The organism is Microbacterium sp. Kw_RZR3, from assembly GCF_029222405.1.
Taxonomy (GTDB): Bacteria; Actinomycetota; Actinomycetes; order Actinomycetales; family Microbacteriaceae; genus Microbacterium.
In genome coordinates, this window is the sequence record NZ_JARHXC010000104.1 from 1 (window position 1) to 26,967 (window position 26,967).

The following is a 26,967-nucleotide window of genomic DNA, read 5'->3' on the forward strand; positions in this document are numbered from 1 at the left end:
CGACAGCGCGCCGACGGCACCGGTGAGGCAGGATGCCATGTCTGCCCCGGTCGACGCGATGACCCGGGCCGTGAACGTCGAGGCGTTGAAGCCGTGGTCCATCGCCGCGATGAGGTACGCCGACAGCGCGCGCACGTGCGCGGCGTCGGGCGCGACGCCGGTGACCCGTTCGAGGTAGTCGGCGACCACGCCTCCCCCGCTCGCCGAGCCTCCGCCCGCGAGAGCGACCGGTGCCATCGCCGCGTAGGCGATCGCCTCGCCGAGCCGGTCCTTCTCGCCGAGGTCGTAGAGGGCGGCCGAGCGACGGACGGATGCCGCGAGCGTCCAGACCGCGCGCAGGCGCGCGAGAGGCTGGTCGGTGTGGTTCGCCACCGCGGCGAGGAGTTCCGGCATCCGGGGATCCGTGCGGGAGGCGGCGATTCGTTCGGCGAAGGCGACGGATGCGGCGGCATCGGGGAGATCGCCCACGACGAGCAGATGCCAGACGTCTTCGAACGATCGCTCGCGGGCGAGCTCGACGGCCGAGTGACCGCGGTACTGGTAGTACCCGGCTTCGCCGTTGACGTCACTGATGGCGGTCTCGGCGGCGACGACGCCGTTGAGTCCGCGGGGCACATCGATCAGGTCGCTCATGCGCTCAGTGTGCGAACATGACGCGGACAGCGTCAACGTTGATCGGATCAATATGGCATCCCTCCTTCCCCGGCTCACGGCCGCCCAGGTGGCCGCCCGCCTCGGCGTCAAGCCGCAGACCGTCTACGCGTACGTGTCACGGGGTCTGCTCCGCCGCGAGCGCGACGCGCACGGGTCGACATTCGACGCGCTCGAGGTCGAAGCGTTCGCCGGGGCGCGCCGTCGCACCGCGCCCGCGGTCGACCACCCGACCACCGGGATGCCGCTCGCCGTCGTGCACACCGACATCGCCGACATCGAGGACGGCGAGCTGCTGTACCGCGGACGCCGGGCCCGCGATCTCACCGACCGTCCGTTCGCCGAGATCGTGGAGTGGCTGTGGGACGCCGAGCGGGTGGACGCCCCCGATCCCGCGATCGGCAGCGCGCGCGAGATGGTCGCGGCCCTTCCCCCTCACGCGGGCGCCATGGACCGTCTTCGCGCGGCCCTCACCGGCTTCGCCGCCGACGATCCCCTGCGCCACGATGCCTCGGCGGCCACGCTGCACCGTATCGGCTGGACGCTTCTGACAGGTCTGCCGGTCGCCCTCGGCGGCGACCCGCACGGCGATATCGCGCGGTCGCTCGTGAGCGCGTGGCGTCCGGGGGCCGACGAGGCGACCGTCGCCGCCGTGAATGCGGCGCTGATCCTCCTGATCGACCACGACCTCGCCGTGTCCACCTTCGCCGCGCGCGTCGCCGCGTCGGCGCGTGCCGACGGGTACGCCGCGGTGAGCGCGGCGCTCGGCGCCGCGGACTCGCCGCTGCACATCTCAGCGTCAGCACGGACCGCGCGCCTCTTCGCGCGCGTGCGGCGGGGCCTCGAACCCGAGCGGGCGCTGACCGAGGCGCTGCAGGACGGCAACGGCATCCCGGGCTTCGGCCACCCCCTCTATCCCGAGATCGACGATCGGGCCGACGCCCTGTTCTCGTTCGTCGAGCGCCTTCCCGACGGAGAGGCGACGATGGATGCCGTGCGCCGCCTCAGCGACGTCGTCACCGACCGCACACGCTCGCGGCCGAACGTGGATCTGGCGCTGGCGGCGTTGGCATCCGGAGCCCGCCTTCCCGACGACGCGGCGAGCACGATCTTCGTCGTGGGGCGCCTCGCGGGCTGGATCGCGCACATCCGGGCCGAGTACGGCGAGCAGGCGATGCGGTTGCGCCCGCGGGGCGAGTACGTAGGGCGTTGAGGCGCGCCGGTTCGGACGAATTCACTCGATCGGAGAGGTGAAAGTCGCCCCTCCCCGCCTCGACCTCGCCATCTGCCTGGCTAGGTTGCCAGCATGATGTACAACGTCCTCGAAGCGCGGAACAGTCTGTCGAAGCTGATCGCCGACGTCGAATCAGGGATCGAGGTGACGATCGCTCGCCGCGGGGTTCCGGTCGCGCGACTCGTGCCGGTCGATGCCGCGCCGCAGCGTCCGCGAAACGCCTTCGCGACATGGCTTCAGGAGCACCCGCTCACGCCCGAGCGGGCTCGTCCTGCCGACGAGATCGAGGCGATCATCGCCGAGAACCGGGCCGCGGGGTCGTGATCTACGTCGACAGCTGTCTGGTCATCTACGCCGTGGAGCGCGACGACCACATCGGTGATCGGGCGCGCAGCGCGCTCGCCACCGCGGAGGTGACGGTCGCGACGAGTCCTCTTGCGGTGCTCGAGTCTCTCGTCAAGCCGATGAGGGACGGCGACGCCGAAGCGCAACTGCGCATGTGGAGCGCTTTCGATGCCTTCGAGTTGTTACTCGCGGAGCCGGACGCCTACCTCGATGCGGCGTTGCTTCGCGCCCGTCACCCCGGTCTCTCGACGGCGGATGCCCTCCATCTCGGGATCGCTCGGCAGTCGGGCTGCACGGCGTTCTGGACGAACGACGCGCGGCTGCAGGCGGCATCCGGTGGCCTGGCGGTCGACGTGATCGGCCGAGGCTAGCGGCTCACCGGTTCTCCCAGCCGCGCGCCATCTCGACCACAGCGGCCACAGCAGCCTCGGTATCGGCGGGCGACCCACCGGCGCGACCGGCGACGAGCCCCGCGACGAACGCACTCAGCGGAGCAGCCGGGCGAGCCACGCCGTTCGCGACCTCGCGCGCGAGGTCGAGGACCAGCGAGATGGGGATGTCGCCCTCGCTCAGGCCGAAGCGCTCCGCGAGAGCGGCGCTCCAGTCGTTCAGCGCCTCGGGCGGCAGGGTACGGGATTCGGTCATGGCTCCTCCTCGGGCTGCTCGAAGATCGTCCCACGTGTCGATGTCGCGCGTCAGGGCGGGGTCGACGGCGACCGGCTCGATGCGGAGCCCGCCGAGCAGCGCGCGCATCGAAGCATCCCGTCCTCGATCGGGGAGAACGGATGCCGCCGCCCGCAGCGCCGCGGTCCGGTAGCGGCCGATGAGCCACTGGCGCCGACCGTCGTCGAGACACGCCCCGTCGACGCCCGCCGGGAGCGGGTCGGGCAGCGCGGCGACGGCCGGGATCGCGGTCGGCAGGTCGCAGGCGAGCACGAACACGTCAGCGGCGTCGACGAGCGGGAGAGCAGCCACGATCGCGGCGACCGGTCCGCCGAAGGGCGGGTCTTCGCGCGTCCACGTGACGGCGAGATCATCGTCGAGTCTTGGGCCGACGACCACGACGGTGCTCGCGCCGCCCGCGTGGACCGCGTCGTATCCCGCGCGCAGCAGCGTCCGGCCGTCGACCTCGAAGAGCGGCTTGGCGGCGCCGTCCACGCGCGATGCGCGGCCCCCGGCCAGCAGGATCGCGTCGACGCTCACCACCGGGTCCGCCCGCGCAGGGTCCGTCTCCGCAGGGCCCGTCACCGCAGGGGCCGTCACCGCAGGGGCCGTCACCGCAGGGTCCGTCACCGCAGGGTCCGTCACCGCAGGGCCCGTCACCGCAGGGCCCGTCGCCCCAGGGGCCGTCACCTCAGGGCCCGTCACCCCAGGGCCCGTCACCACCGGGTCACCGTCACCACGTCGCCGGCCACGAGGTCGCGGTCGCTCGGCGGGATGATCGCGAGACCCTCGGCCTCGCCGAGGCCGCGGGTTCCGTGCGCCGTCGGCAGAGCCGTCCACCGGGCGGGGTCGGAGCGGTCGAGGCGCACCGGCACGTACTGCACGCGCTCCGGTCGGGCGCGACGATCCGCGGCGAGCGCGACGCGCAGCGTCTCGCGGCCGAGGTCGGCATCACCCTCGAGGGCGCGCAGCGCCGGTCGCACGAACAGCTCGAACGACACCGCGGCGCTCACGGGGTTCCCGGGCAGACCGAACAACAGGGTGCCCGAGGGCGTGCTCCCGAAGCCCTGGGGTTTCCCCGGCTGCATCCGCACGCGGTCGAAGCGCATCAGGTCGCCGAGCGTGTTCTTCACGACCTCGTAAGCGCCCGCGCTGACCCCGCCGGAGAAGACGACGACGTCGGCGCCCGCAGCTTCGGCGGCGGCGATGGCCTCACGCGGCCCGTCGCCCTCGTCGTCGACGCTCGTGCGCAGCACGATTTCGGCCCCGGCCTCTTCCGCGAGACCGGCGAGGAGCACGCTGTTCGACTCCGGGATCTGCCCGCGGCGCAGCGGTTCACCGGCGGGCCGCAGCTCGGAGCCGGTCGAGACCACGGCCACGCGCGGCGCGCGCGACACCGAGACCGTCCCGACACCCGCTGCGGCGATCGCGCCGAGCCGAGCGGCGGTCAGTCGCACACCCTCCGCGACGACAAGGTCGCCCTCTCGGACATCCGAGCCGCGGCGGCGGATATGCGCTCCGGGGCCGCGCGGAGCGGCGAGGACCGTGACGTCCCCGAGTCCGCCGGCGAGCCCGCGTTCGGTGTCTTCGAACGGGACGACCGCGGTGGCGTCGGTCGGCACGGGCGCGCCCGTCATGATGCGCGCGGCTTCGCCGGCATCCATCCTCGGATCGTCCTGCGTGCCCGCCGGGAGGTCGGCGATCACCCGCAGCGTGGCCGGGCCGGTGATCTCGCGCACCGCGAAGCCGTCCATCGCGGAGCTGTCGAATCCGGGGACGTCGACCCCGGCGAGAACAGGATGCCGCAGCACCCGGCCGCGCGCATCCGCCACACCACGCGGCTCGGGCTCGAGGGGTCGCACGGCCGAGAGGATCGCCGCGAGGTGTTCGGTGACGTCGATCACGCGATCGATCCGAGGCGAGCGAGGGGCATGGACTCAGCGTAGGCGCGGGTCAGAGGTCGAAGCGATGCGGGATCACGCCGTCGCCGTCGCGATAGGGCGCGAACCCCATCGCCATGTAATAGGCGAGCCCGGGAGCATTGTCAGCCCCGATCGTGGCGTCGATGTGGCGTAGGCCCGCGGCTTCGGCGGCGGCCAGCGATCGCGCGAACAGGCTGCGTCCGATGCCGCTGCGGCCGACCTCGGGATGGATGTGCGTTCCGATGATGCCCCAGCCCGTCTCGACCCCGTAGGGGTTGCCCGGCCACGCCCGCTTGAGCGATTGAAAGCCCACCACGACGCCGTCGCGGTCGGCGACGGTGCACGAGATCGTGTGCTCGGCGTCGAAGTAGCGCTCCTCGACGAGGGCGGCGTCGACCGGCGACGGCCGGAGGCCCGCGCGATGGATCGCATTCTGCACCTCGACCATCGCGTCGATGTCGGCGGGTCGCGCTTCGCGAAACTCGATCATGCCGCCATCCTCGCAGCCCGCTCCGACATCGGCGGCGCCCGCGGGGGCCTCTGGTGCGTGCGGAATCTGGGCCGCGCCGCGAACCGTGGCTCCCACCGCCTATCCCCACCACGATGCCGAGCGGAGGGAATCTGGCGAGCGGAGGACCCGGGACCGATCCCACGTCCTCCCTCCCCCAGATCTCCTCCCCTCACCACCGCCGGCGGCACGGCGCCCACCCACCGCCGACCCAGCCCGGGTGCTCAGCGGAGGAAATGGGGCGAGCGGAGGACCCGGGACCGATCCCACGTCCTCCCTCCGCCAGATCTCCTCCCCCCGCCACCGCCGAACCCGCGACGCGCCCCCGCCCCGCGCCGACCCCGACCCCGCGCCGACCCCGGCCCCGCGCCGCACTTGCACCCACAACGCCGCAATCCCCGCCCCGCAACCCCGGCGCACCTCACCGCCGCACGGCTACCGTGGCCCCATGGACGACCTGACCTATGCCGAGGTCGGCGCGACCGCCGGAGAGATGCCGCCCGGATACCACCACGTCCGCGCCCGCCGCGTCATCGGTCGCGGCCCCGAGGTGTTGGCTCGAGCCGCCGACGCCCTCCTCGCGGGCGAAGCCCAGCGCCGGGCCGGGGCGCGGGTCGAGATGCCGCACACGCCGCTGCGCGAGGGCGACCGTGTGACGATGCGCCTGGGGCTCGGCATCCTGAGCTTCCGGATCCCGTGCCTCATCGTGTGGGCCGAGCGCACCGCGACGACCGCGGGCTTCGCGTACGGCACGCTGCCCGGGCACCCCGAACGCGGAGAGGAACGCTTCACGCTCGCACTGCTGCCCTCGGGCGACGTGGTGTTCGAGATCGCCGCGTTCTCGAAGCCGGGTCGCTGGTTCACCCGGGTCGCCGCCCCGCTCGGTCGAGCCGTGCAGGCGTGGATGACGCAGCGGTACCTCGGCGCGCTCGACGAGCGCTGACGCGGGCGAAACTCCTGAGATTGGGGCCCGCCCGGCCGCGGTTCCCGCACCGGAGGGCGCGGCATCCGACCTCGCCCGAAAAATCTCAGGAGTTTCGCCCGCGCGCAGAAGCGCTTATCCCACTCCCGGACCGCTTTGGCAACGCCCTGGACCTCTTCTCGGCACTTCTCGACCCTGGCGAAGCGCTTCTCGATGTCGTGGGCGCAGGCGAGAGGAGACACCCATGAACGACGACGCCACGGCCCCCGACCGGGCGCACCGGTGACCCTCTCTACCGCCCCGACCACCGACGACTCGAAGAAGCCCCGCCGCCACAAGGTCAAGTACAACCGCCGCGAAGCGATCGCGGGGTACCTCTTCATCTCGCCGTGGATCCTCGGGTTCCTGATCTTCACGGCCGGGGCGATGATCTACAGCCTCGTCATCTCGTTCTCGAGCTACAACCTCGCCACCGGCGCCGCCCGACCGGTCGGGGCGACCAACTACGCGCAGTTGTTCGAGGACCCGCGGGTCGCCGTCTCCCTCGGCAACACGCTCTTCTATGCCGTCATGGCCGTCCCGCTCGAGATCGCCTTCGCGCTGTTCCTCGCTCTGCTGCTGAGCCGAGTCGGGCGGGGCGCCGGGATCTTCCGCACGCTCTACTACCTGCCCAAGATGACTCCGGCCGTGGCCACCGCCGCGGTGTTCTTCCTCCTCCTCAACGGCAACTCCGGTGCGATCAACCAGGCGCTCGGGGCCGTCGGCATCCAGGGTCCGCAGTGGCTGGTCGACCCGGCGTGGGTGAAGCCGAGCATCGTGATCATGGCGCTCTGGACGGTCAGCGGCACGATGGTGATCTTCCTCGCGGCGATCAAGAACGTGCCCGTCGATCTGTACGAGGTCGCGCAGATCGACGGCGCGGGTCCCATCCGCCGCTTCTTCTCGATCACGCTGCCGATGATCTCGGGGGCGATGTTCTTCAACGTCATCGTGCTGACGATCGCGGCGTTCCAGGTGTTCGACCAGGCCTACCTGCTGTTCTGGCGCGACCAGAGCAACGCCTCCCCCGAGGCATCCCTCTTCTACGCGATCTACCTCTTCCAGCAGGCGTTCCGGCAGTTCAACTTCGGCTTCGCGGCGGCGATGGCGTGGCTGCTGTTCGTCATCATCCTGCTGATCACGCTCGTGCAGGTGCGGCTCGGCAACCGCTTCGTCTACTACGAGGGGGACCGCTGATGGCCACCACCCTGCAGACGCCCGGGGTGGCGCAGGCGCGTCCCGAGCTGGTCGTCCCTCCGCGCAGGCGCTGGCGCCGCGCGCTCAGCCAACCGAAGACCCTTGGCGGCCGGGTGGTCCTCGCGGCGGTGCTGGTGCTGTTCGCGCTGCTGTTCCTCTACCCCTTCGCGTGGCTGCTCGCGGCCAGCCTCAAGCCGCGCGGGGAGGTGTTCGACAACGCCCTCATCCCGAAGACTTTCCTGCCGGGCAATTACGCCGAGGTCTGGAACCAGCTGCCGCTGCTCAACTGGATGTTCAACAGCGTCGCGATCGCGCTCCTCGCCGCGACCACTGTCGCGATCATGAGCTCGATCGTCGCCTTCGGGTTCGCGTACTTCCGCTTCCCCGGCCGCGGGTTCCTGTTCGGCCTCGTGCTCGCGACGATGATGCTGCCGGGCGCGGTCACGATGATCCCGATCTACCTCATCTGGAAAGAGACCGGACTGCTCGGCACGTGGGTACCGCTGTGGGGCATGAACCTGTTCGGTAGCGCCTTCTACATCTTCCTGCAGCGGCAATTCTTCCTCGGCGTTCCCCGCGAGCTGTTCGAGGCCGCGCGCCTCGACGGCTGCAGTGCCTGGGGACTGTTCTGGCGGATCGCGATGCCCCTGTCGATCCCCTCGTTCGTGATCGTGTTCCTCTTCGAGTTCCAGGCCAGCTGGAACAACCTGCAGGCGGCACTCATCTACCTCAACGCCGGCAGCGTCGAGGACTTCACCGCCCCGCTCGGCATCGCCTACGCGATGACGAAGTACAGCCCGAGCGCCGGCGGTCAGGGCGACTACCAGTACGTGATGGTCGCCTCGCTCCTCGTGACCCTCCCGATGCTCATCCTCTTCGCCTTCGGCCAGCGGTACTTCATCGAGGGCGTCGCCACCCAGGGCCGCAAAGGCTGACCATCCCCCCTGTCCGGAAAGGACCCCCTCATGCGAAAGCGTTCCCTCGCCGGTGTCGCCGCGTTCGCGGCATCCGCTCTTCTGCTCGCCTCGTGCAGCACCACGGTCAACGACCCGCCGGCCGATGTCGACTTCTCCTCCACACCGTCAGGCACCCTCGCCGCGTGGGGCTTCGAGAATGCCGACGACGTCGGTCAGTCGCGTCTCGATTACGCGGCCGAGAAGCTCGGTGATGTCGAGGTGACCCTGGATGCCACGGCCTTCGACGCCCAGAAGTTCACGACGCGCATCGCCGGCGGCAACGTCCCCGACGTCGTACAGATGGACCGCCGGTACGTCACGACGTATGCCGCTCAAGGACTCCTCATGCCGCTCGACGCATGTTTCGAGGCGAAGGGCGTCGTCCCCACCGACCGCTGGTACCAGAACGTCGTCGACGACGTCACGTATCAGGATGCCGTCTACGCGGTGTCGCAGTTCTACCAGCCGCCCGCGATCCTGCTGAACATGAACGTGCTGAACGAAGCGGCCGTGAGGCCCGAGGAATTCGACACCTCGAACATGGACGGCCTGCTCGCCGCCGTCGAGAAGATGTACCAGGGCTCGGGGAGCACACCGACGCGACTCGGCTTCGACCCGGTCGCGACCGGCCAGGGCGGCCTCTGGGTGCTGGGCATGGGCGGACAGCTCACGGATGCCGAGGGCAAGCCGACGCTGGACGATCCGGCGAACGCGGCCGGCATCGACGCCCTGAAGCGCATCACCGACGCTCAGGGCGGCTACGCCGCGGTGAAGAGCTTCACCGATGCGTTCGACACCTTCGGCGACGCGAACCAGTTCGTGACGAACAAGGTCGGCGCGCAGGTCGCGAACCAGTGGTACCCGAACGTCCTCAGCGCTTACCGCGACCAGATCTCGTTGCAGGCCGTTCCGTTCCGGGATGCCGACGGCCAACCGTTCTCGGTCGCGTCCGGCACCGCGTTCGTCATTCCCGCCGGGGCGAAGAACCCCGCCGCCGCCTGCCAGTGGATGACCGACCTCACCTCGACCGACGCCTGGATGGCGGCCGGGGCGGCCCGCGCGGAGACCATCGAAAGCAAGGGCGGACTCAACACGGGCCTGTTCACCGGCTCCCCCGAGGCCGACGAGATGATCCGCTCGCAGTACGTCACGCCGACCGGCGATGCCGGCTTCGACCAGGTCATCTCGACGTACTACGACGTGGTCGCCTCTGGCCGCTCGTTCGGATCCTCGCCCGCCGGGCAGGACATTCAGAACGAGCTGAACAACGCCATCACCGCCGCCCTCCTCGGCGACAAGACGACCGAGCAGGCCCTGGCCGACGCGCAGCAGGCCGCGCAGCGGGCGTACGACAACGCGACGGCGGGCTGACGCCGAGAGCACCCGTGCGAAACTCCTGACTTCCGCTCGGCGAGCGGCGGGACGAACCGGAAGTCTGCTCCCGAGAGGGATCGGGGCTCGCGATTCTCAGGAGTTTCGCACGGGTGCCCGCGAGCCTGCATCGAGGCGGTGGATGGCCGCGACCCGCCTCAGAACCTCAGGGTCGCGGCTTCTCGTCCTCCACGACCGACTGGACCTCGTCCGTCGCCGACGTCCTGTCGTCGCCCCGAACCTCGTCGGCGGCGATCGCGATGTCGATCGCGGCGTCTTCCAGGGCCTCGGCGACGAGGTCGCTCACATCGGCGCGGTCGGTCGCGGGCTCGACGGGGGCTCCCGCGGGCTTCGCAGAGGCGGCGGACGGGGCAGCGGCGGCGCGCGCGTCCACGACGGCGTGATCAGGCTCGACACCCTCTGCCCGCGCGTCGTCGACCGCCACCCGCTCCCGGGCGGCCTTCACCGTTTCGTCCACGGCAGCGGCGGCACCGGCCGCGACATCCTTGGTCTTGGCCACCGCGGCGTCGACGGTCTCGGCGGCGCTGGCAGCGATGTCCTTGGACGCGGCCACCGCGCTGTCGGTCGCCGCCGAGGCGCGGGCTCTCGCGTCGTCGACCACCTCGGAGGCCCGGGTCACGGCGGCATCCGTCCGCTCCCGCACGGTGGCGGCCGTCTCCCGCGCGCGGGCGGCGACGGCATCCGCCTTCTCCTCCGCCTCGACGACGACGTCACGGTCGAACGGGCCGAAGACACCGGTCACGATGACATCGACGTCGACCCGACCGCGCCCGAGCGGCTCGAGAGCCGTCCGCACGGCCGAGCGCACCGCACCCGAGACCTCGCGCAGCTTGTGGGGGTAGTCCACGACGAGCGAGATGGTCGCCGTGACCGAGTCAGCGCGGTCGGTGTCGATCTTGACTCCGGGAACCGTGCTCGCGAGGCCGACGCGTTCGCGCACGGCATCCGAGGCTCTTCCGATCAGGCTGCCGAGGGCATGCACGCCGTCGACGGCCCCGGCGGCCGTGGACGCGAGCTCGGCCGCCGCGTCGAGGGTGGGTGTGTCGATGCTGGTCATGACGTCTCCTCGTGGGATCAGTGCACGCGGGTGCTGTCGCGCGCGAGCTTGGCGCGCAGACCCGAGTGGATGGAGATGTAGGCGCGCAGGTTCTGCCCGGTGAGGGCGGCGAGGTTGGTCACGAGCGTGTCGATGTGCTCGGCCACCTGACGCGGCGACGTGTTCTGTCGCGGAGTGACCGCGACGTGCAGCACCGACTCGCGCTGGATCTCGCCGGCGCTGATGCGTGAGGAGAGGATCTCGTCACGCTCGGCGAGTGCGTTCTTGAGCGCCTCGGCGGCGAACCCGTCGGTGACGGTGATGCGTCCCTCGGCACTGTCGCTCCCCGTCGACTGCAGGGGGGCCTGACGACGGCCGCGGACGGCGGCGGAGGCGATGACGATGAGCACGAGCGCCAGCACGACGAAGGCGGCGACGGCTCCCCACCCGGCGGACTCGCGACCGAGCGATTCGAGCCAGCCCTGGAACCCGCCCATGACGGTTGTCCAGGTGTCGGCACCGCCGGGGAGCAGCGCCACGGCGAGCGCGAGGGCACCGGCCGCCAGCAGGACGACTCCGACGAGGAAGAGGACGAAGCGGTTGAGACCGCGGCGCGTGGCGTTCATCAGGACTCCTTGGTGTCGGGGCGCTGCACGCGCACGTGGGTGCGCACGGCGGGCGAGAGCTTGTAGGTCGCGATCTCGTCTTCGACGATCCGGCGCATCTGCGCCTCATCGACAGGGATGCCGACGGGCGGGCGCACGGTGACGTCGACGGTGCGGTGGGCGACGCCCACGACGATGTCGTCACGAGCGATACCGGATTCGTTGCTGAGGTGCTGCGCGAGAGCGGAGGCCACGACGCCGTTGTCGACGACGACGGCCCGCTCTCCCCATGCCATCTCGTGACGCGACAGGCGTCCGGGCTTGAGGGCGAGCACGAGCACGAAGAGCCCGACGAGGGCGAGAACGATGCCGCCGACGATGAAGGCGACCGGCAGGAGGGCGGTCGGTGCCGCGACGACCGCGTTCAGAGCAGCGCCGGGGCTGACGAGCAGCGGCGGCTGCCCGAGGAGGGCGAGGACGATCTCGACCGCGGCGTACGCCAGCGCGAGCAGCGCGAGGACGACCACGACGAGCATTGCCACAGTGCGCGGGGAGTGCGTCTCGCGACGCACGACGGTGCGGAGCACGGTATCGGTCATCACAGCACTCGCTTTCGCTGGGGGACGCTGGCGCCCGAGATGGTCAGGTCGACCCGCGAGACGTCGCGTCCGAAGAGGTGTGTCAGACGAGACCGCAGGGCGGTCTGCGCGGTGCGCGCCGCCTCGAGGACGGGCGTGGCCGCGCCGACCGCGGCGGTGTCGTCGAGGCGCGGCACGGGGAACGGCGTGGTGACGCGCACCACGGCGGTGTCGCGGGCCGAGACGATCTCGACGCGGACGTTCGTGGCATCCACCCCGATGATCTCGGCTGCGGCGCGCTCCGCCGTCTTCTGCAGGACACGGTCGGCGACGCTCACGCGGCCCGCGGGGAGGCCGGGGCCGGCAACCGTGGTGCGGCTGCCGACCCCGGGGGAAGCGGTGACGGTGGTCACGATGTGCTCCGACCCTTGAAGGCGTTGACGATGTTGCCGAAATCGATCTCGCCGGCGGTGATGCGCGCGACGACGATTCCGATGGCCATGAACAGGGCGACGAGGATGAATCCCCAGAAGCCGAAGATCAGGGCGCTGAGAGCGAGGACGAGCCCGACGAGCGCGCCCTTCGTGGTGGCGCTCACTGGACGCGCTTTTCGTTGCTGTCGTCGTCGTTGTTGTCGTCGCCGGGGATGTGGACGTCGTTCACGTCGACGTTGACCTCGACGACCTCGAGACCGACGAGACGGTTGATGGCACCGGCCACGCGACCACGGACCTGGTCGGCGACCTCCTGGATCGGGGCGCCGTACTCGACGACGATCGTGATGTCGGCGGCGGCCTGCGTCTCGCCGACCTCGACCTTGACGCCCTGCGTCAGGTCGGTGGCGTTGATCGCGTCGCGGATGGCGCCGAGGGCACGTGCTCCGCCGCCACCCAGGGCGTACACGCCGGCGACCTCACGCGCGGCGATGCCGGCGACCTTGGCGACGACGCCGTCGGCGATCGTCGTCTTGCCCTCGGTGAGGGTATCCGAGCCGCGGGCGTTGAGGGGGCGGTTGACGCGCGACGCCGCCTGGGGGACGTTCTGCGCGGCGGGGGTGGTGGGGGCCTCGGTAGCCATGTCGGTGCCTTTCACGTGTGATGCCCGGCGGGGCCGGGGTAAGCGATTTGGCCTACGTGGATAAGACGTACCGGGTGCGGGAAACGTCACGCGGGGATTGAAAAAAGTTCGGGATTCTGTATTCGCATGAATGCGAAAGCCTGAAATCCTCGTCATCTCGCCGGTGTGCGCGCTCCCACGCGCCGCGCTTCGGCGCGGTTGGATGACCCGTGTGCGACGCCCTCTCTCGCCTGCCCGAGCCGTTCACACGCGCCCCACCGATCATGCAGATGGACCGCATCGCCACTCCCGCGCCGCGCTTCGGCCCGGTTGCATGACCCGTATGCGACGCCCTCTCTCACCTGCCCGAGACGTTCACACGCGCCCCACCGATCATGCAGATGGACCGCATCGACGCTCCGGCGACCCGTGCGATGAGACCCCGGGCGTACGCTCGACGCATGTCCCCCTCTCCCGCGCGGCAGCCCTGACGTGGGTCGCCTGACCGCCTCGCGTCGCGTGACGCGCATCACCCTCGACGGGGTGAATCGACAGAGACCGGATGCCATCGCCGTCGAGGAACCACTCGAGATCCGCGTCGCGGGCTCACCGCTCGCCGTGACCATGCGCACCCCCGGACACGACATCGAACTGGCGGCCGGCTTCCTGGTGTCGGAGGGGGTGATCAGCCGCGGCGACCAGTTCGCCCGCGCGATCCACTGCGGCGGACCCGGCACGGGCGGCGCGGACGGCAACACCTACAACGTGCTCGACCTCACCCTCGCCCCCGGGGTCGCGCTCCCCTCGCCCGATATCGCCCGCTCGTTCTATACGACGAGCTCGTGCGGTGTGTGCGGAACGGCGTCGATCGAGGCGGTGGAGAAGGTGTCGACGTACGACGTCTCGACCGACGAGGTGCGCGTGGAGGCACGGGATGTCGCGGCCTTCCCCGACCGCCTCCGCGCGGGGCAGAAGGTGTTCGACAAGACCGGCGGGCTGCACGGCGCTGCTCTTTTCGACATCGAGACGGGCGAGATGCTCGTCGTCCGCGAAGACGTCGGTCGGCACAACGCGGTCGACAAGGTCGTCGGGTGGGCGCTGCTCAACGACCGACTCCCCCTGCGGGGCACCGTGCTGCAGGTGTCGGGGCGCGTGAGCTTCGAGCTCGTACAGAAGGCCGTGATGGCCGGCATCCCGATGCTGTCGGCGGTGTCGGCGCCGTCGTCGCTCGCGATCGAGCTGGCCGAGCGCGCGGGGCTCACCCTCGCCGCCTTCGTGCGCGGGGGCAGCATGAACCTGTACTCCCGCGCCGACCGGATCGCGGTTCCCTCCACCGACGCGCCCACAACCCCCTCTGCCGCAGAGCCGTCGAGCGTACGCTGACGAAGAGCGCGGGACGGGTGGATGCCACCGGCCCGGCACCGAAATCCACGGAGGGTGAGCATGGGTGAATCGTTCGGCCTGATGACCGAGAAGCCCCGCCAGGGCGGCCTCGGACCGGCCGTGACGGGCGACTGGTCGAGCACCGGCGAGTACGAGCACCCCGCCGCCGGGTGGGGCGCCGCGCTCACCGTCGGCAAGGTGCTGCTCGAGCAGCGCCAGCCGATCGCGGGCACCAGGGCGATGTTCACGATGAACCACCCGAAGAGCGGCTTCGACTGCCCCGGGTGCGCGTGGCCCGACGACAAGGGTGTCGCGCTCGACATCTGCGAGAACGGCATCAAGCACGTCACCTGGGAGATGACGCACAAGCGCGTCGGCAAGGAGTTCTTCGCCGAGCACTCGGTGACAGAGCTGTCGCAGTGGACCGATTTCGCTCTCGAAGACGCCGGTCGCCTCGTCGGTCCGATGGTCTACGACGCCGCCAGCGACCACTACGTGCCGATCTCGTGGAACGACGCCTTCCGCCTCATCGCCGAGCAGATCACCGCTCTCGACTCCCCCGACCAGGCGGCGTTCTACACCTCGGGGCGACTCAGCAACGAAGCGTCGTTCCTCTACCAGCTGTTCGCGCGCGAGCTCGGCACGAACAACCTCCCCGACTGCTCGAACATGTGCCACGAGGGCTCGGGGCGCGGGCTCACGGCATCCCTCGCCACCCCCAAGGGCACCGCCGACCTCGAAGACTGGGAGACCTGCGACGCCCTCTTCGTGCTCGGTGTGAACGCGGCTTCCAACGCTCCGCGCATGCTCACGAGCCTTGCCGAGGCGATCGACCGCGGCGCACAGGTGGTGCACGTCAACACGCTGCGCGAGGTCGCCGGCACGCGCACGATCGTGCCGCACGAGATCGTCGACATGGCGACGTTCCACAGCACGCCGACCAGCACGATGAACCTGCAGGTTCGCCCGGGCGGCGACCTCGCTCTCGTGCGCGGCATGGCGAAGGTCGTGTTCGAGGCGTCCGAGACCGACCCGAGCGCCCTCGACCAGGCCTTCCTCGATCAGTACACGACCGGGCTCGATGAGTACCGCGCTCTGGTCGAAGCGACCCCGTGGGACCAGCTCGTCGAACAGGCGGGGCTCACCGAAGCCGAGATCCGCGGGGCGGCCGACGTCTATCTCAGCGCCGACCGGACGGTCATCAGCTGGTGCCTGGGTGTGAGCCAGCACCAGCACGGCGTCGACACCGTGCGCGAGATCGTCAACCTGCTTCTGCTGCGCGGCAACGTGGGACGAAAGGGCACCGGACCCTCGCCGGTGCGCGGCCACAGCAACGTGCAGGGCAACCGCACGTGCGGCATCAACCACAAGCCCACCGAGCAGTGGCTCGCGAAGCTCGACGAGGTGTGCGGCATCACCTCGCCGCGAGAGCCCGGCCTCGACACCGTGCACACGGTGGCTGCGCTGCACCGGGGCGATCTGAAGGTGTTCGTCGGCATGGGCGGCAACTTCGTCCGGGCTGCTCCCGACACGAAGCTCACCGCCGAGGGCATGGGCCGCTGCGAGCTGACCGTCCACGTGAGCACCAAGCTCAACCGCAGCCACCTCACCCACGGCAAGCAGGCCCTCATCCTCCCGTGCCTCGGCCGCACCGAGCGTGACGTGCAAGAGGCAGGCCCCCAGTCGATCTCGACCGAGGATGCCATGAGCTCCGTCATGCTCTCGCTCGGCTCCCGCAAGCCCGCGTCTCCGCACCTGCTGAGCGAGCCCGAGATCATCGCGCGCATCGCTCGCGCCACCATGCCCCACTCGGCGACGCCGTGGGAGTGGTACGTGGGCGACTACGACCGTATCCGCGACACCATGGCGAAGGTGCTGCCCGGGTTCGAGGGCTTCAACGAGCTCGTGCGCCAGCAGTACGGCTTCCGCATCCCGCAGCCGGCCCGCGAGCGCGACTTCCGGACGCCGTCGGGCAAGGCGGAGTTCTCGGATGCCGAGCTGCCGAACGTCATCCCCGAAGAGGCCGACGTGCTGGTGCTGCAGACCATGCGCTCCCACGACCAGTGGAACACCACGATCTACTCGGCCGACGACCGGTACCGGGGCGTCCGCAACATCCGCGAGCTGGTGTTCATGCACCGCCGAGACATGAAGGACCGCGGCATCGCCGAGGGCGACCTCGTCGACATCGTCGCGACCTCGCGCGACGGCTCGGTGCGCAGCGTCACGGGCTTCCGCGCGCTCGAGTACGACACCCCGCGCGGCAGCGCCGCCGGGTACTTCCCCGAGCTCAACGTGCTGCTCGGCCCCGACGACTACAGCCGCCAGAGCGACCAGCCGCTGATGAAAGACATCCGGGTCCGCATCGCGAAGACCGCGAGTTGAGGGTCTGAGCTCATCCGGCCGTCATCCCCGCTGTCGACAACAGCAAGGGGCGGACGGAGACATCGTCGATGCGGGCCGCGTCAACACCCCGCAGTCTCACCCCGCAGTTCAAGGCGAGAGGGTGAAGGTCGTGGCATCACAGGGTGGACCACAGCCAGCAACGACTACACGAACGTTCTCCATCGCCAGAATGGCGACCATGATCGAACCGACGGGCACCCCATCCGGCCTGCTGACAACCCCGATCGGCATCGCGCGAGACATTCTCCGGCACTGGCTCGACGGCAAGGAACGCAAACTCCGCATCCGCAAGCTGGAACTCGAGATCGAGCGCCTCACTGCTTCACATGGGTCGCCGGATCCGAACGCGGTGATCGACGCGGTCACCCGATTGGTGGAAGGCATAGCGGGTCTGAGGATCTCCCCGTCCCTTCAAGGCCCCATCATCATCCGAGACGGCACGCCGATTGAAATTCCCGACATGCCTCCGATCGCACCGCCTCCCGGACCCGCCCTGTCCGCGACCGGGTCGCCCGCGAACGGTGGCCACGACGAAGTGACGTGGATGGCACGCGCCATTTCTTCATCACCTTCGAAGAACTCTCTCGAGTTGCTGGCGGAACGCGTACGGAAGCGCCGAGAGGCGGATGCGCGATGACGTCCCCGGTGCCACACCGCCTGCGTGAGCGGATCGAGCTGCATCTTTTCCGCAACCTCGCCGCCGCCGCGCTGCGACACATCCCACTCATCCTCTGCATCGAGGGCGAGCCGGGAAGCGGCAAGACCTTCGCGGTCGACGCGGTCGCCGGCGACTCTGGGGTGAAAGTCTTCTCGATCGCGGGGGACCAACTTGAGAGCCCGAATGCCGGGTACCCCGCTCAACTCATTCGGGACACGTACCGAGAGGCGGGCGAAGCGCTCAGGGGCGGAGCACTCGGTGCCGCCCTGGTCATCCACGACATCGACACCGCGCTCGGGAGCTGGGGCGCCAACGTCCAGTACACGATGAACCGACAGATGGTCAACAACGCCCTCATGAACCTGTCGGACTCTCCGACCATCGTGGAGGGTTTTGACACCCGCCGGGTCCCCATCATCCTCACCGGCAACGACTTCTCGCTTCTCCACGCGCCCGTCATGCGCACGGGTCGCTCCGACCTCTTCCGCTGGGAACCGACTGTCGCGGAGAGAACGTTCGTCGTGGCGGACATCCTCCCGGCAGGGCTCGAAGGCCTCGCCGAGGTGCTCGTCACGAACCACCCCACGCAGCCCGTTTCCTTCTTCGCGGATGCCGTCGCCTTCGCGCAGAACACGTCGTTGTCGGATGCGATAGCAAAGCGCTCCCTCACGGAACTCCTCGCGCTCATCCGAGATGGACACGATCCGATCGTTCCACCGCCGACGGTCGAATCGATTCTTCGCAGCGCCGAGGTGCTCGCTTCGAGTCGACGAGACAGCAAGGAGGCCCTGTGATGACCGGCTCCCACTCGCGATCCTCCTCGAACTCGTCATCCCACGCTCGACTGTCGCTCTTGGTGCACCAGGTTCGAGTCGCTTTGCGCCGAGCGATATCAGCGAGCCCACGATCACTCGACCACGCGACGAAACTGGTCACGCGTCGCTGGGTCTCGCACTTCCTCCTTCGCGGGATGGATGCGGAGTCCAAGTGCTGGATCCAAGTGACGCTGCGTATCGATTGGGCAGCTCACGCGTTGGCGATCGAACGCGGAGCCACGACTGTGACCATAGGTTCGTCGTGGATCGATTCCACGGCACCGGAGGTCACCGAAGCCATCGATCTCTTCTGCTCTGAGGTCTCCGAGCACGGGTTGACCCCGCTTCTCGCCTGGCAATGGAGCGACAATGTCGATGTGAAAGCTGCTCGTGCGGAATTGGGTTCGTCCCCCACTCCGCCGATCGAGTGGGCGGGCGAGGTGATCTCTCTCACCCAAACCGTGCGCGAGATCCCCGAGTTCCAGGTCCGCATCGAACAGGTCGCCAGTTCGGATGACGAGGAAGACGACTGAAGCTCCTCGTTCGCCCACCCAGTGAGCGGCACAGTCAATCCTTCGGCGATCGCGCTGCTCGGGTATCAGAACGACGACAACGCGCGGGTCATGAACGATGCCCAGATGACGATGAACACGACATTTGCCGCTGTTCCGAGCGCCCCGATGATCATGGCCCACCGCGCGAACCCGACGCCCGCTTCGACGTTGTCCGGCCGCGCGAGCTGATTCCGCGCGACGATGCCGATCACGAGACCGGCGATCGGCACGATGAACGCCGCGATGAAGCCGATCACCGCGAGAGTGCTCGTCCGCACCGGCGCCACGGGAGAGGTCATGGCGCGATGGTAGCGGCACCCGCCCAGGCCGTGCGCGCCGGATCCGGATCACGAACGCAGATCCGGATCGAACTCACGATTCCGTCCGGATCTGGCGTGTGTCTCCGGATCCAGCGCATCTCGGGAACCGGCACCGCGCGCGTTCCGCCCGGATCGCCCCCGCGGGCCCCTCGGCCCCAGACGCCCGCCATCCCCCACGTGGCCCCGCTCAGTCGCTCTCGGGCCGCGCCCAGCTCGGCGCCCGTTCCGGCCGCGGGCCGACCCCGATGACGAACGCCGGAATCACGCTTGAACCGTGACCCGGATGCCACTCCGCGCGAGCAGAAGTCCGAGCACCAGCCCCGCGGGTCCGCCGCCGACGATGGCGCACGTCGATGTCATGTCGCCCTCCTTCCCACGCGGTGGTTCTGCGCGGTGGCCCTGGGCATGACGCCCCGGACCGTCACGCGGAGTTCATCGCCGCCGCGCCGTGCCGCGGCATCCTGAACCGGCGCGTCGCGCCCGGACTCCGCCTGACGGAACGTCGCGGCCGCCCGCCTCAGATCTTGCTGCTGACCAGGATGCCGCGGCCCTCGAGGTCGGCGGCGACCTTGCCGACCGCCTCTTTATAGGCGTCGTAGAGCCTCACCTGGACGAGACCGTCGTCGTTGCGGCCGCCCGGCTGGAAGATCGGGCGGTGCAGGTCGACCTGGACCGTGCCGCCGAGGTCGGTGAACTTCACATCGAGCACCTCGCGGAGCGAGTCCTCACTCGTGATGAATCCCTGGAACATCGTCCGGGCGATGCTGCCGTGCGCGGCCTTCCAGTGGTCCCCCTTGTCGGTCACGGTGAAGTCCGCTGCCTCGAGGGCCGACCGCGTGGCGTCCTGCGCCGCGGCGAGGTCGCCCGAGACGACGAGCTGGAAATTGAGGATGGCCATGGCACGCCTTTCGGTCCGGTGCCGCTCAGCCTGTCGCCTTCCCCTTCCGGGCACAACCCGGGGCCGAGGCCCCCGACGTGCCGTCGCGCGGAGTTCTCCCCTGACACGCCGCCCCGCGGCATCCGGAACCGGCGCGTCGCCGCCGAACTCCGCACGACGGTGCGGACGGGAAAGGCAGGATGCCGAGAACCGGCCATCGCAACGCACGACGACCGGTTCCCGGCGCCGTCACGACGTCGACACGGCCTTTCGACGCCCGCGGAGCCACTTCACGCAGCCGTACAGGCTGATCAGAAGCCAGAAGCCCTCGATGATGGCCGAGGAGAGGTTCCAGTGGGCAGCGAGCGAGATCAGCACGAGGATCGAGGCAATCGCGTTGACGAGCGAGTACCTCAGTTGTTCGACGCGCAGTTTGCCGATCTGCAGCAGGAAGTAGCTGACGACGACGAGCGTGACGCCGGCGAGGCCGACGACGTTGGCGAAATCGGATGAAGACATGGCAGTAGTCCTGTTCGGTCATCCCACCCGACCGTCCGAAGGTCGGCGGGAACGCTGAAGAGGCGAGCGCCGGTCGGCGGTCGCGCGAGGCCGGGGCCAGATCAGCGTCCGAAGTCGTCGTACATGCGCCGCACGCTACCGCCGGTATGTCTCGCGCACGTTTCGCCGCCGCCGCGCGGTCCGGCGGAGCCCGCGGGTCGCGACGGAACGGCAGCTGCCCACGCACCGTCACGCGGACTTTTCCCCAGACACGCCGCCCCGCGGCATCCGGAACCGGCGTGTGGCCGCCGAACTCCGCACGACGGCGCGGGCACCGACGGCGGCCCGCGCCGGCGGCCGCACCCGGACCCGCAGAACGGATGCCACACCCCACTGCTCCTCCCCAGCGGGGCCGAGGCCGCGACCTGTCCACGTCGGCGGCTCAGGATCGGCGGCCCCAACTAGACTGATGCCCGTCCGGCCCCTGCGATTCTTGGAGCTCAGCCGCGTGACCACCCCGAACCCCGCCGCCCGCACAGCTCTTGCTGACACCGTCGAGAACGCCATCGCGACGCCCGAGAAGGATCAGCCGTACGGCGCCCTGGGCCTCAAGAGCGACGAGTACGCGAAGATCCGCGAGATCCTGGGCCGCCGCCCCACCAGCGGTGAGCTGGCGATGTACTCGGTCATGTGGAGCGAGCACTGCTCCTACAAGTCGAGCAAGATCTACCTCCGTCAGTTCGGCCAGAAGGTCAGCGACGAGATGAAGACCCGGCTCATGGTCGGCATGGGGCAGAACGCCGGCGTCGTCGACGTGGGCGACGGCTGGGCGGTCACCTTCAAGGTCGAGTCGCACAACCACCCGAGCTACATCGAGCCCTTCCAGGGCGCGGCCACCGGCGTCGGCGGCATCGTGCGCGACATCATCTCGATGGGCGCGCGCCCGGTCGCGGTCATGGACCAGCTGCGCTTCGGCGCGATCGACCACCCCGACACCCCGCGCGTCGTGCACGGCGTCACCAGCGGCATCTCGTTCTACGGCAACTGCCTGGGCCTGCCGAACATCGGCGGCGAGACGGTGTTCGACGCCGTCTACCAGGGCAACCCGCTCGTCAACGCCCTCGCTGTGGGCGTCATGCGCCACGAAGACATCAAGCTCGCCAACGCCACCGGTGTGGGAAACAAAGTCGTGCTGTTCGGTGCCCGCACGGGCGGCGACGGCATCGGTGGCGCGAGCATCTTGGCATCCGACACCTTCGCCGACGGCGGCCCCACCAAGCGTCCCGCGGTGCAGGTGGGCGACCCGTTCGCCGAGAAGGTGTTGATCGAGTGCTGCCTCGAGCTGTACCGCGACGACCTCGTCGAGGCCATCCAAGACCTCGGGGCCGCGGGCATCTCGTGTGCGACGAGCGAGCTCGCCGCCAACGGTGACAGCGGCATGAAGGTCGAACTGTCGAAGGTCCTCCTGCGCGACCCCTCGCTGACTCCCGAAGAGATCCTGATGTCGGAGTCGCAGGAGCGCATGATGGCGATCGTCGCGCCCGAGAAGCTCGATGCGTTCCTCGCCGTCGTCGGCAAGTGGGACGTCGAGACGAGCGTCCTCGGCGAGGTCACCGGCGACGGCCGCCTCGTCATCGACTGGTACGGCGAGCGCATCGTCGACGTCGACCCCTCGACGGTCGCCGTCGACGGCCCCGTCTATGAGCGTCCCGTCGCCTACCCGACGTGGATCGACGCGCTGAACGACGACACCGCCGCGACACTTCCCCGGGCGTCGGATGCCGAGACCCTCCGCGAGCAGTTCACGACGCTGGTGGCGAGCCCCAACCTCGCCGACACCTCGTGGATCACGAACCAGTACGACTACTACGTGCTCGGCAACACCGCGCTGAGCTTCCCCGACGACGCCGGCATGATCCGCGTCGACGAGGAGACGGGTCTCGGCTTCGCGATCGCGACCGACTGCAACGGCCGCTACAACCAGCTCGACCCCTACAACGGTGCGAAGCTGGCTCTGGCCGAGGCGTACCGCAACGTCGCCGTCACGGGTGCCGTGCCGACCGCGGTGACCGACTGCCTGAACTTCGGCAGCCCCGAGAACCCCGAGGTCATGTGGCAGTTCAGCCAGGCCGTCGAGGGTCTGAGCGATGGATGCCTCGAGCTCGGCATCCCGGTCACGGGCGGCAACGTCTCGTTCTACAACCAGACCGGCGACCAGCCGATCCACCCGACCCCGGTGGTCGGTGTGCTCGGCATCATCGACGACGTCGCAGCCCGCATCCCGAGCGGATGGCAGGATGCCGGCGAGAACCTCTACCTGCTCGGCGTCACCGCCGACGAGCTCGACGGCTCGCAGTGGGCGGGCACCATCCACGACCACCTCGGCGGTCGCCCGCCGAAGGTCGACCTCGCGCAGGAGCGCAAGCTCGCCGAGCTGCTCCAGGCCGCGGGGTCGCAGTCACTCGTCTCAAGCGCTCACGACCTGTCGTCGGGTGGTCTCGCCCAGGCCCTCGCCGAGGGCGTCATGCGCTTCGGTGTCGGCGCGCGCGTCTGGCTCACCGAGCTCATGGAGCGTGACGGAGTGGATGCCACGGCCGCACTGTTCAGCGAGTCCACCGGGCGCGTGCTGGTGAGCGTCCCCCGCGAGGAGGACGTGAAGTTCCGCGGACTCTGCGATGGCCGCGGCTACCCGGTGCTCCGCATCGGCGTGACCGACGTCGAGCCCGGCACCGAGGCATCCCTCGAGATCCAGGATGTCTTCACGGTGCCCGTCGCGGAGCTGCGTCGCCTGTCGACCGAGACGCTCCCCGCGGTCTTCGGTCCGACGGTCGCCGAGCCGGTGGCCTGAGGCTCGGCCCGCCGGACCCGAACCACTCGCCCGCCCCAAACCGCCCGCCCACACCGAGAGGAGACGCGGTGACGAACGACGACGACATGTCCGTGTTCGATGAGAAACGACAGCGCCGCGTGAAGGTGACCGCGTGGGTCGTGATCGCAGCCCTCGTCCTCACGGGCGGCGGCGCGACGGTGCTGACGCTGATCTTCGGCTGACGCGAGGCGGGACGCCCGGCGCGCGCGGCTCCGGTGCGCGCTGCTTCCGCGCGCGTGACTCCCGCGCTGCCCGCGCGCGCACGACCGCCCGCGCAGAATCGGACCGAGGCAGCAGATCCGGACGAAAACTCCGATCTCATCCGAATCCGCTGCACTGATCCGAATCTGCGACCACGGATCCACGGGGTCCGCGTCTCCCGGCCCCCGCCCCGGCCCCGGCCCCGGCCCCGGCCCCGGCCCCGGTCCCAGCCCCAGCCCCAGCCCCAGCCCCGGCCCCCGCCCCAGCCCCAGCCCCAGCCCCTGCGGAATCCGGCCCGACGGCAAGCGACGCGTCGGATGCCCGACGTAGCATGGGAGCGTGGAGCCGCTGATGGTCTTGTTGGCCGAGTGGTGGTGGATCGGGCCCGCCGCGGCCGGTGCCGGCACACTCGGCTGGATCGGCGTGCGCCGCTCCCGTCAGCAGCGCGCTCTTCCCTCCGGCGCCACCACCACGGGGGACCGCGCGGCTCGCGCCTGGGCGTCCCGCCCGATGAGCAAGAACGCGGCCCGTCGACTCGAACTCGACGCGGCGCAGCTCGACCTCCTCACCGCACGGCAGGCCATCACCCGCGGGCGAGCCGAGGTCAAGATCGCCGATGCCGAGGTGGTTCGCGCACAGGCGGAGCGGGCGGCATCCCGAGGCTCTTCCGAAGCCGTGTCGGCGGCGCGAGCGCGCCTCGTCGCGGCCCAGCACTCTCTGCGCGCCGCGACGGCCGATCTGCGGGCGCGACGAGCCGCGGTCAAGGCCGCGCAGGCGATGCTCCCGGCCATCCGTGGCGGGAGCGCGCCCCTGCCGGTCGACCGTCTGCTCGCTGAACACGACGCCGTTCTGGCGCGCTGGATGGCCTACGAGACCGATCCGGCGCTCGCGATCGACTTCCCGGGGATGTCGGATTCTCGGTCGCCTCTGCTCGCCGAGTTCCTCCGGGCACACGAGAAGGCGCAGTGGCTTCGCCCCGCATCGGCACAGACGCGCCTCGAACCCGCGGACTTCCTCGCGTACCGCGACGCGGTCCGCCGCACGGTGAACGCGTTCGACCACGCGGAGCGCATCGCCCGCCACGGTGACAAGACCCCGCCTCCGACGTTCGACGGGTCCGAGGCGTGGGGTCGCATGGCATCCGATCTCGCCGAGTCCGCCCAGCGCGCCCTCGCCCGGTCGATGGAGTCCATGGGGCGCGCCGCCGCGCGCAGCTGGAACGAACGGAACACGAAGCGCGGCCGGAAGAGCGCCGACCCCGAGTGATCCCGGCGAGGTCGTCATCGCGGACCGGCGTAGCATGACGGGGGTGCACGACTTCTGGACCTTCGCGGGCAGCTACTGGTGGCTCGTGTTTCCGCTCTTCGGGATGACGATGGGGGCGGTCAACGGCGTGAACAAGCGCCGTGAGGTGCAGGCCCGCCGTCGGCACAGGGAGCAGATCGAGCTGATCCGCGCGCAGGGTGGTGCCCCCGCGGCTCCCCTCGCGGCAGCGCCCGTCGGCACCGAAGATCAGCAGCGCGTCAGCGCAGCCCAGGACGCCGTGACGCACCGCTGGCTCGAGTACGAACTCGACGCCGAGAAGCTCATCACCTACCCCGCGATGAGCGACGGCCGCCAGCCGCTGACCGCCGCGTTCTTGCGCGCGAAGAAGGTGGCCGACAACCTCCGACCCCGCGACGGCGAGACACTCTCCCCCGAGCGGCTCAAGGAGTACCGCGACGCCGTCACCGACTACGAGGTCGCGTTCGAGGTGGTCGAACGCGATGCCCGTCGGGTGAAGGACGCTGCCTTCTCGCCCGATGAGCGCAAGCGCCTCGACACCGCGAAGCAGTTGCTCACGGTCGCGACCGACCAAGCCGCGACGCCGAACGAGCGCCAGCTCGCGTACAAGCGCGTGCGCGAGGAGCTCGACGGCCTGATCTGGCTCTCAGACGACGCGGTCGAGGAGCTCGAGAAGAAGGTCGCGCTCGAGCTGCCGCGCGGCGCTGAGCCCGCACCGCGGACGCCGCCCGAGCCCGCGGTCTGACCCCGCTCCGAGCCGCGCGGCCGCGCCTCACCGCGCCGGAATCGGGGCACCGCACCAGAATCGGACGCGCGGCCCGGCGGCATCCGATTCCGGTTCACCTATCCGATTCCGCTCCATCCGCGCCCGCGGTCTGACCCCGCGGTAGTCCCGCCCGCACTGCCGCACGGGAACCGCCGCGTAGCTCAGCGCTTCCGGCGGATCCGCACCGGACCCCGTGCCGTCATCACGTCGACGACCTCGCCCTTCTGCGTCACCTCGACCTCGCCGAGACCGACCAGCTCGTGCGCCGCGTCCCGCGCGGGCTGCATGAGGTCGCGCCAGTCGTCGCCGCCCACCGCGCGGGCGGCCTCCGACGGACAGATCGTCTTATCGGCATCCCGAGCCGCGAGCAGTTCGCGAATGGATGCCACGAGCCGAGGGTCCGCACCTGATGAGGGGGCCATCTGTCCAGTCTCCCTCCGCGCGGCGACGCCGGGGCCAGAATGAGCCGGTGGACACCGAACGACACGCCCCCGACCTGCCCGGCCGCGCGGTCATCGCGCAGCGGTGGAATCGCGCGGTGTTCGTGCACTGGCGGGTCGACCCGGCCGAGGTCGCGCCGCTCCTGCCGGCCGGAACCCGCCCCGACGTTCACGACGGTTCCGCGTGGGTGGGTCTCGTGCCGTTCGTGCTGAGCGAGTTCCGCTTCCTGCCGCTTCCGCCGGTGCCCCTCCTCGGCACCTTCACTGAGATCAACGTCCGCACCTACGCCGTCGACGACGAGGGACGCCGCGGGGTCGTGTTCCGCACCCTCGAGGCCGAGCATCTCGCGCCGGTCCTCGCCGCCCGCGCGCTGTTCGGCCTGCCGTATCGGTGGGCGCGAGCGGGGGTACGCACCGACGGCGCGCGAATCGAGTTCCGGTCGCGGCGCCACGGGGGTCGGCATCCCGGAACCCGCGTGCGCGCGACACGGGGCACCGACACCGTCGACACTCCGCTGTCGCGCTTCCTGACCGCCCGATGGGGCTTCCACGAGCGCCACCTGGGCCGCACGATCTGGGCCGCGAACGCCCACGAGCCGTGGCCGCTCGTCGAGGCCCGGCTCGACGCGCTCGACGATGACCTCGTCGCGGATGCCGGGTTCCCTCAGCTCGCCGGTCGCGCGCCCGACTCGATGCTGGCGATGCCGGCCGGGCACCCGGGTTTCGTCACCAGGTTCACGGCCGCGCGCGCGATCCGCTGACCTCCGGCGGCGCGGAGGGCGGCGCGCAACG

Annotated in this window: 32 protein-coding genes; 17 read left to right on the top strand and 15 right to left on the bottom strand. The window is 70.2% G+C overall.

The genetic code is table 11. The features are described 5' to 3' along the window. On the bottom strand, window positions 1-633 hold a 633-nt coding region (locus tag P2P98_RS05540; RefSeq protein ID WP_275797965.1), incomplete at its 3' end, for a citrate/2-methylcitrate synthase. A 52-nt stretch (window positions 634-685) separates the two neighbouring features. Here P2P98_RS05540 and P2P98_RS05545 point away from each other — a divergent pair. The 3 genes from P2P98_RS05545 (at window position 686) to P2P98_RS05555 (ending at window position 2,601) form a co-directional block, all read left to right on the top strand. Beyond that, window positions 686-1,864: a citrate synthase gene (locus P2P98_RS05545; RefSeq protein ID WP_275797967.1), complete on the top strand. Its 1,179-nt coding sequence runs from the start codon at window positions 686-688 to the stop codon at window positions 1,862-1,864. Between the two features lie 93 nt (window positions 1,865-1,957). Continuing rightward, window positions 1,958-2,209, top strand: a complete 252-nt coding sequence (locus tag P2P98_RS05550; RefSeq protein ID WP_275797970.1) for a type II toxin-antitoxin system prevent-host-death family antitoxin — start codon at window positions 1,958-1,960, stop codon at window positions 2,207-2,209. Beyond that, window positions 2,206-2,601 (top strand): type II toxin-antitoxin system VapC family toxin, encoded by a 396-nt coding sequence (locus tag P2P98_RS05555; protein ID WP_275797971.1) that lies wholly within the window; start codon window positions 2,206-2,208, stop codon window positions 2,599-2,601. Before P2P98_RS05550 ends, P2P98_RS05555 begins: the two co-directional genes overlap by 4 nt. Before the next feature lie 4 nt (window positions 2,602-2,605). Here the strand turns inward: P2P98_RS05555 and P2P98_RS05560 are convergent, their stop codons facing one another. The 3 genes from P2P98_RS05560 to P2P98_RS05570 all read right to left on the bottom strand — a co-directional run bounded on the left by P2P98_RS05560 (window position 2,606) and on the right by P2P98_RS05570 (window position 5,305). Continuing rightward, window positions 2,606-3,433 carry a DUF6457 domain-containing protein gene (locus P2P98_RS05560; protein ID WP_275797973.1) on the bottom strand — a complete coding sequence of 276 codons (828 nt, stop codon included), beginning with the start codon at window positions 3,431-3,433 and terminating at the stop codon, window positions 2,606-2,608. Window positions 3,434-3,609: 176 nt separating this feature from the next. Next, window positions 3,610-4,797 (bottom strand): gephyrin-like molybdotransferase Glp, encoded by a 1,188-nt coding sequence (glp, locus tag P2P98_RS05565; RefSeq protein WP_275797975.1) that lies wholly within the window; start codon window positions 4,795-4,797, stop codon window positions 3,610-3,612. A gap of 49 nt (window positions 4,798-4,846) precedes the next feature. Further along, window positions 4,847-5,305, bottom strand: a complete 459-nt coding sequence (locus P2P98_RS05570; RefSeq protein WP_275797977.1) for a GNAT family N-acetyltransferase — start codon at window positions 5,303-5,305, stop codon at window positions 4,847-4,849. 466 nt (window positions 5,306-5,771) lie between these two features. Here P2P98_RS05570 and P2P98_RS05575 point away from each other — a divergent pair, with 466 nt between their 5' ends. The 4 genes from P2P98_RS05575 (at window position 5,772) to P2P98_RS05590 (ending at window position 9,808) form a co-directional block, all read left to right on the top strand. Then, the gene (locus tag P2P98_RS05575) at window positions 5,772-6,266 is read left to right on the top strand and encodes a DUF1990 domain-containing protein (protein WP_275797979.1); all 495 of its coding nucleotides are present in this window, start codon (window positions 5,772-5,774) and stop codon (window positions 6,264-6,266) included. Between the two features lie 261 nt (window positions 6,267-6,527). Then, window positions 6,528-7,481 carry a sugar ABC transporter permease gene (locus P2P98_RS05580; protein ID WP_275797981.1) on the top strand — a complete coding sequence of 318 codons (954 nt, stop codon included), beginning with the start codon at window positions 6,528-6,530 and terminating at the stop codon, window positions 7,479-7,481. Next, entirely contained in the window at window positions 7,481-8,416 is a 936-nt protein-coding gene (locus tag P2P98_RS05585) for a carbohydrate ABC transporter permease (protein ID WP_275797983.1), read from the top strand. Before P2P98_RS05580 ends, P2P98_RS05585 begins: the two co-directional genes overlap by 1 nt. A gap of 30 nt (window positions 8,417-8,446) precedes the next feature. Beyond that, on the top strand, window positions 8,447-9,808 hold the full coding sequence (locus tag P2P98_RS05590; protein WP_275797985.1) for an extracellular solute-binding protein: 1,362 nt from the start codon (window positions 8,447-8,449) through the stop codon (window positions 9,806-9,808). A 166-nt stretch (window positions 9,809-9,974) separates the two neighbouring features. Here the strand turns inward: P2P98_RS05590 and P2P98_RS05595 are convergent, their stop codons facing one another. Genes P2P98_RS05595 through P2P98_RS05620 form a run of 6 tightly spaced genes read right to left on the bottom strand, consistent with a single transcriptional unit; the run spans window position 9,975 to window position 13,125 of the window. Then, window positions 9,975-10,886, bottom strand: a complete 912-nt coding sequence (locus P2P98_RS05595; protein ID WP_275797987.1) for an Asp23/Gls24 family envelope stress response protein — start codon at window positions 10,884-10,886, stop codon at window positions 9,975-9,977. 17 nt (window positions 10,887-10,903) lie between these two features. Beyond that, window positions 10,904-11,491, bottom strand: a complete 588-nt coding sequence (locus tag P2P98_RS05600) for a hypothetical protein (protein ID WP_275797989.1) — start codon at window positions 11,489-11,491, stop codon at window positions 10,904-10,906. Beyond that, window positions 11,491-12,069, bottom strand: coding sequence for a DUF6286 domain-containing protein (locus P2P98_RS05605; protein WP_275797991.1), 579 nt, complete (start codon window positions 12,067-12,069; stop codon window positions 11,491-11,493). The genes P2P98_RS05600 and P2P98_RS05605 overlap by 1 nt, the downstream gene beginning before the upstream one ends. Continuing rightward, window positions 12,069-12,461, bottom strand: a complete 393-nt coding sequence (locus P2P98_RS05610) for a hypothetical protein (protein WP_275797993.1) — start codon at window positions 12,459-12,461, stop codon at window positions 12,069-12,071. Before P2P98_RS05610 ends, P2P98_RS05605 begins: the two co-directional genes overlap by 1 nt. Next, a complete protein-coding gene (locus tag P2P98_RS05615; RefSeq protein WP_055832192.1) occupies window positions 12,458-12,646 on the bottom strand; it encodes a DUF2273 domain-containing protein in 189 nt (62 codons plus the stop codon). Before P2P98_RS05615 ends, P2P98_RS05610 begins: the two co-directional genes overlap by 4 nt. Further along, window positions 12,643-13,125: an Asp23/Gls24 family envelope stress response protein gene (locus P2P98_RS05620; RefSeq protein ID WP_275797997.1), complete on the bottom strand. Its 483-nt coding sequence runs from the start codon at window positions 13,123-13,125 to the stop codon at window positions 12,643-12,645. Before P2P98_RS05620 ends, P2P98_RS05615 begins: the two co-directional genes overlap by 4 nt. 471 nt (window positions 13,126-13,596) lie before the next feature. Between P2P98_RS05620 and fdhD the strand changes: the two genes are divergently transcribed. The 5 genes from fdhD to P2P98_RS05645 all read left to right on the top strand — a co-directional run bounded on the left by fdhD (window position 13,597) and on the right by P2P98_RS05645 (window position 18,899). Beyond that, a complete protein-coding gene (gene fdhD, locus P2P98_RS05625) occupies window positions 13,597-14,487 on the top strand; it encodes a formate dehydrogenase accessory sulfurtransferase FdhD (protein ID WP_275797999.1) in 891 nt (296 codons plus the stop codon). A 60-nt stretch (window positions 14,488-14,547) separates the two neighbouring features. Beyond that, on the top strand, window positions 14,548-16,872 hold the full coding sequence (locus tag P2P98_RS05630) for an FdhF/YdeP family oxidoreductase (protein WP_275798001.1): 2,325 nt from the start codon (window positions 14,548-14,550) through the stop codon (window positions 16,870-16,872). Window positions 16,873-17,071: 199 nt separating this feature from the next. Further along, the gene (locus tag P2P98_RS05635; RefSeq protein ID WP_275798003.1) at window positions 17,072-17,530 is read left to right on the top strand and encodes a hypothetical protein; all 459 of its coding nucleotides are present in this window, start codon (window positions 17,072-17,074) and stop codon (window positions 17,528-17,530) included. Then, complete coding sequence (locus P2P98_RS05640; RefSeq protein ID WP_275798005.1) at window positions 17,527-18,345, top strand: AAA family ATPase; 819 nt, start codon at window positions 17,527-17,529, stop codon at window positions 18,343-18,345. The genes P2P98_RS05635 and P2P98_RS05640 overlap by 4 nt, the downstream gene beginning before the upstream one ends. Before the next feature lie 206 nt (window positions 18,346-18,551). After that, window positions 18,552-18,899 (top strand): hypothetical protein, encoded by a 348-nt coding sequence (locus P2P98_RS05645; protein WP_275798007.1) that lies wholly within the window; start codon window positions 18,552-18,554, stop codon window positions 18,897-18,899. Window positions 18,900-18,964: 65 nt separating this feature from the next. On the opposite strand, the gene P2P98_RS05650 is transcribed toward P2P98_RS05645, so the two are convergent. The 4 genes from P2P98_RS05650 to P2P98_RS05665 all read right to left on the bottom strand — a co-directional run bounded on the left by P2P98_RS05650 (window position 18,965) and on the right by P2P98_RS05665 (window position 20,636). Continuing rightward, entirely contained in the window at window positions 18,965-19,219 is a 255-nt protein-coding gene (locus tag P2P98_RS05650) for a hypothetical protein (protein WP_275798009.1), read from the bottom strand. Between the two features lie 282 nt (window positions 19,220-19,501). Next, window positions 19,502-19,600: an FAD-dependent monooxygenase gene (locus P2P98_RS05655; RefSeq protein ID WP_275798010.1), complete on the bottom strand. Its 99-nt coding sequence runs from the start codon at window positions 19,598-19,600 to the stop codon at window positions 19,502-19,504. Between the two features lie 157 nt (window positions 19,601-19,757). Next, the gene (locus tag P2P98_RS05660) at window positions 19,758-20,138 is read right to left on the bottom strand and encodes a hypothetical protein (protein WP_275798012.1); all 381 of its coding nucleotides are present in this window, start codon (window positions 20,136-20,138) and stop codon (window positions 19,758-19,760) included. A 228-nt stretch (window positions 20,139-20,366) separates the two neighbouring features. Beyond that, the gene (locus P2P98_RS05665; protein ID WP_275798014.1) at window positions 20,367-20,636 is read right to left on the bottom strand and encodes a hypothetical protein; all 270 of its coding nucleotides are present in this window, start codon (window positions 20,634-20,636) and stop codon (window positions 20,367-20,369) included. A 448-nt stretch (window positions 20,637-21,084) separates the two neighbouring features. On the opposite strand from P2P98_RS05665, the gene purL reads away from it, so the two are divergent. From purL to P2P98_RS05685, 4 genes are all read left to right on the top strand, one after another. Beyond that, window positions 21,085-23,463, top strand: a complete 2,379-nt coding sequence (gene purL, locus P2P98_RS05670; RefSeq protein ID WP_275798015.1) for a phosphoribosylformylglycinamidine synthase subunit PurL — start codon at window positions 21,085-21,087, stop codon at window positions 23,461-23,463. A gap of 68 nt (window positions 23,464-23,531) precedes the next feature. Next, the gene (locus P2P98_RS05675; protein WP_275044580.1) at window positions 23,532-23,666 is read left to right on the top strand and encodes a hypothetical protein; all 135 of its coding nucleotides are present in this window, start codon (window positions 23,532-23,534) and stop codon (window positions 23,664-23,666) included. Between the two features lie 358 nt (window positions 23,667-24,024). Then, the gene (locus P2P98_RS05680; RefSeq protein ID WP_275798018.1) at window positions 24,025-24,951 is read left to right on the top strand and encodes a hypothetical protein; all 927 of its coding nucleotides are present in this window, start codon (window positions 24,025-24,027) and stop codon (window positions 24,949-24,951) included. Between the two features lie 34 nt (window positions 24,952-24,985). Continuing rightward, window positions 24,986-25,714: a hypothetical protein gene (locus tag P2P98_RS05685; RefSeq protein ID WP_345799704.1), complete on the top strand. Its 729-nt coding sequence runs from the start codon at window positions 24,986-24,988 to the stop codon at window positions 25,712-25,714. A gap of 182 nt (window positions 25,715-25,896) precedes the next feature. Here P2P98_RS05685 and P2P98_RS05690 read toward each other — a convergent pair whose 3' ends face one another. Beyond that, the gene (locus P2P98_RS05690; RefSeq protein ID WP_275798022.1) at window positions 25,897-26,157 is read right to left on the bottom strand and encodes a DUF3253 domain-containing protein; all 261 of its coding nucleotides are present in this window, start codon (window positions 26,155-26,157) and stop codon (window positions 25,897-25,899) included. A 47-nt stretch (window positions 26,158-26,204) separates the two neighbouring features. Between P2P98_RS05690 and P2P98_RS05695 the strand changes: the two genes are divergently transcribed. Continuing rightward, window positions 26,205-26,936: a DUF2071 domain-containing protein gene (locus P2P98_RS05695; RefSeq protein WP_275798024.1), complete on the top strand. Its 732-nt coding sequence runs from the start codon at window positions 26,205-26,207 to the stop codon at window positions 26,934-26,936. Window positions 26,937-26,967: the final 31 nt, after the last annotated feature.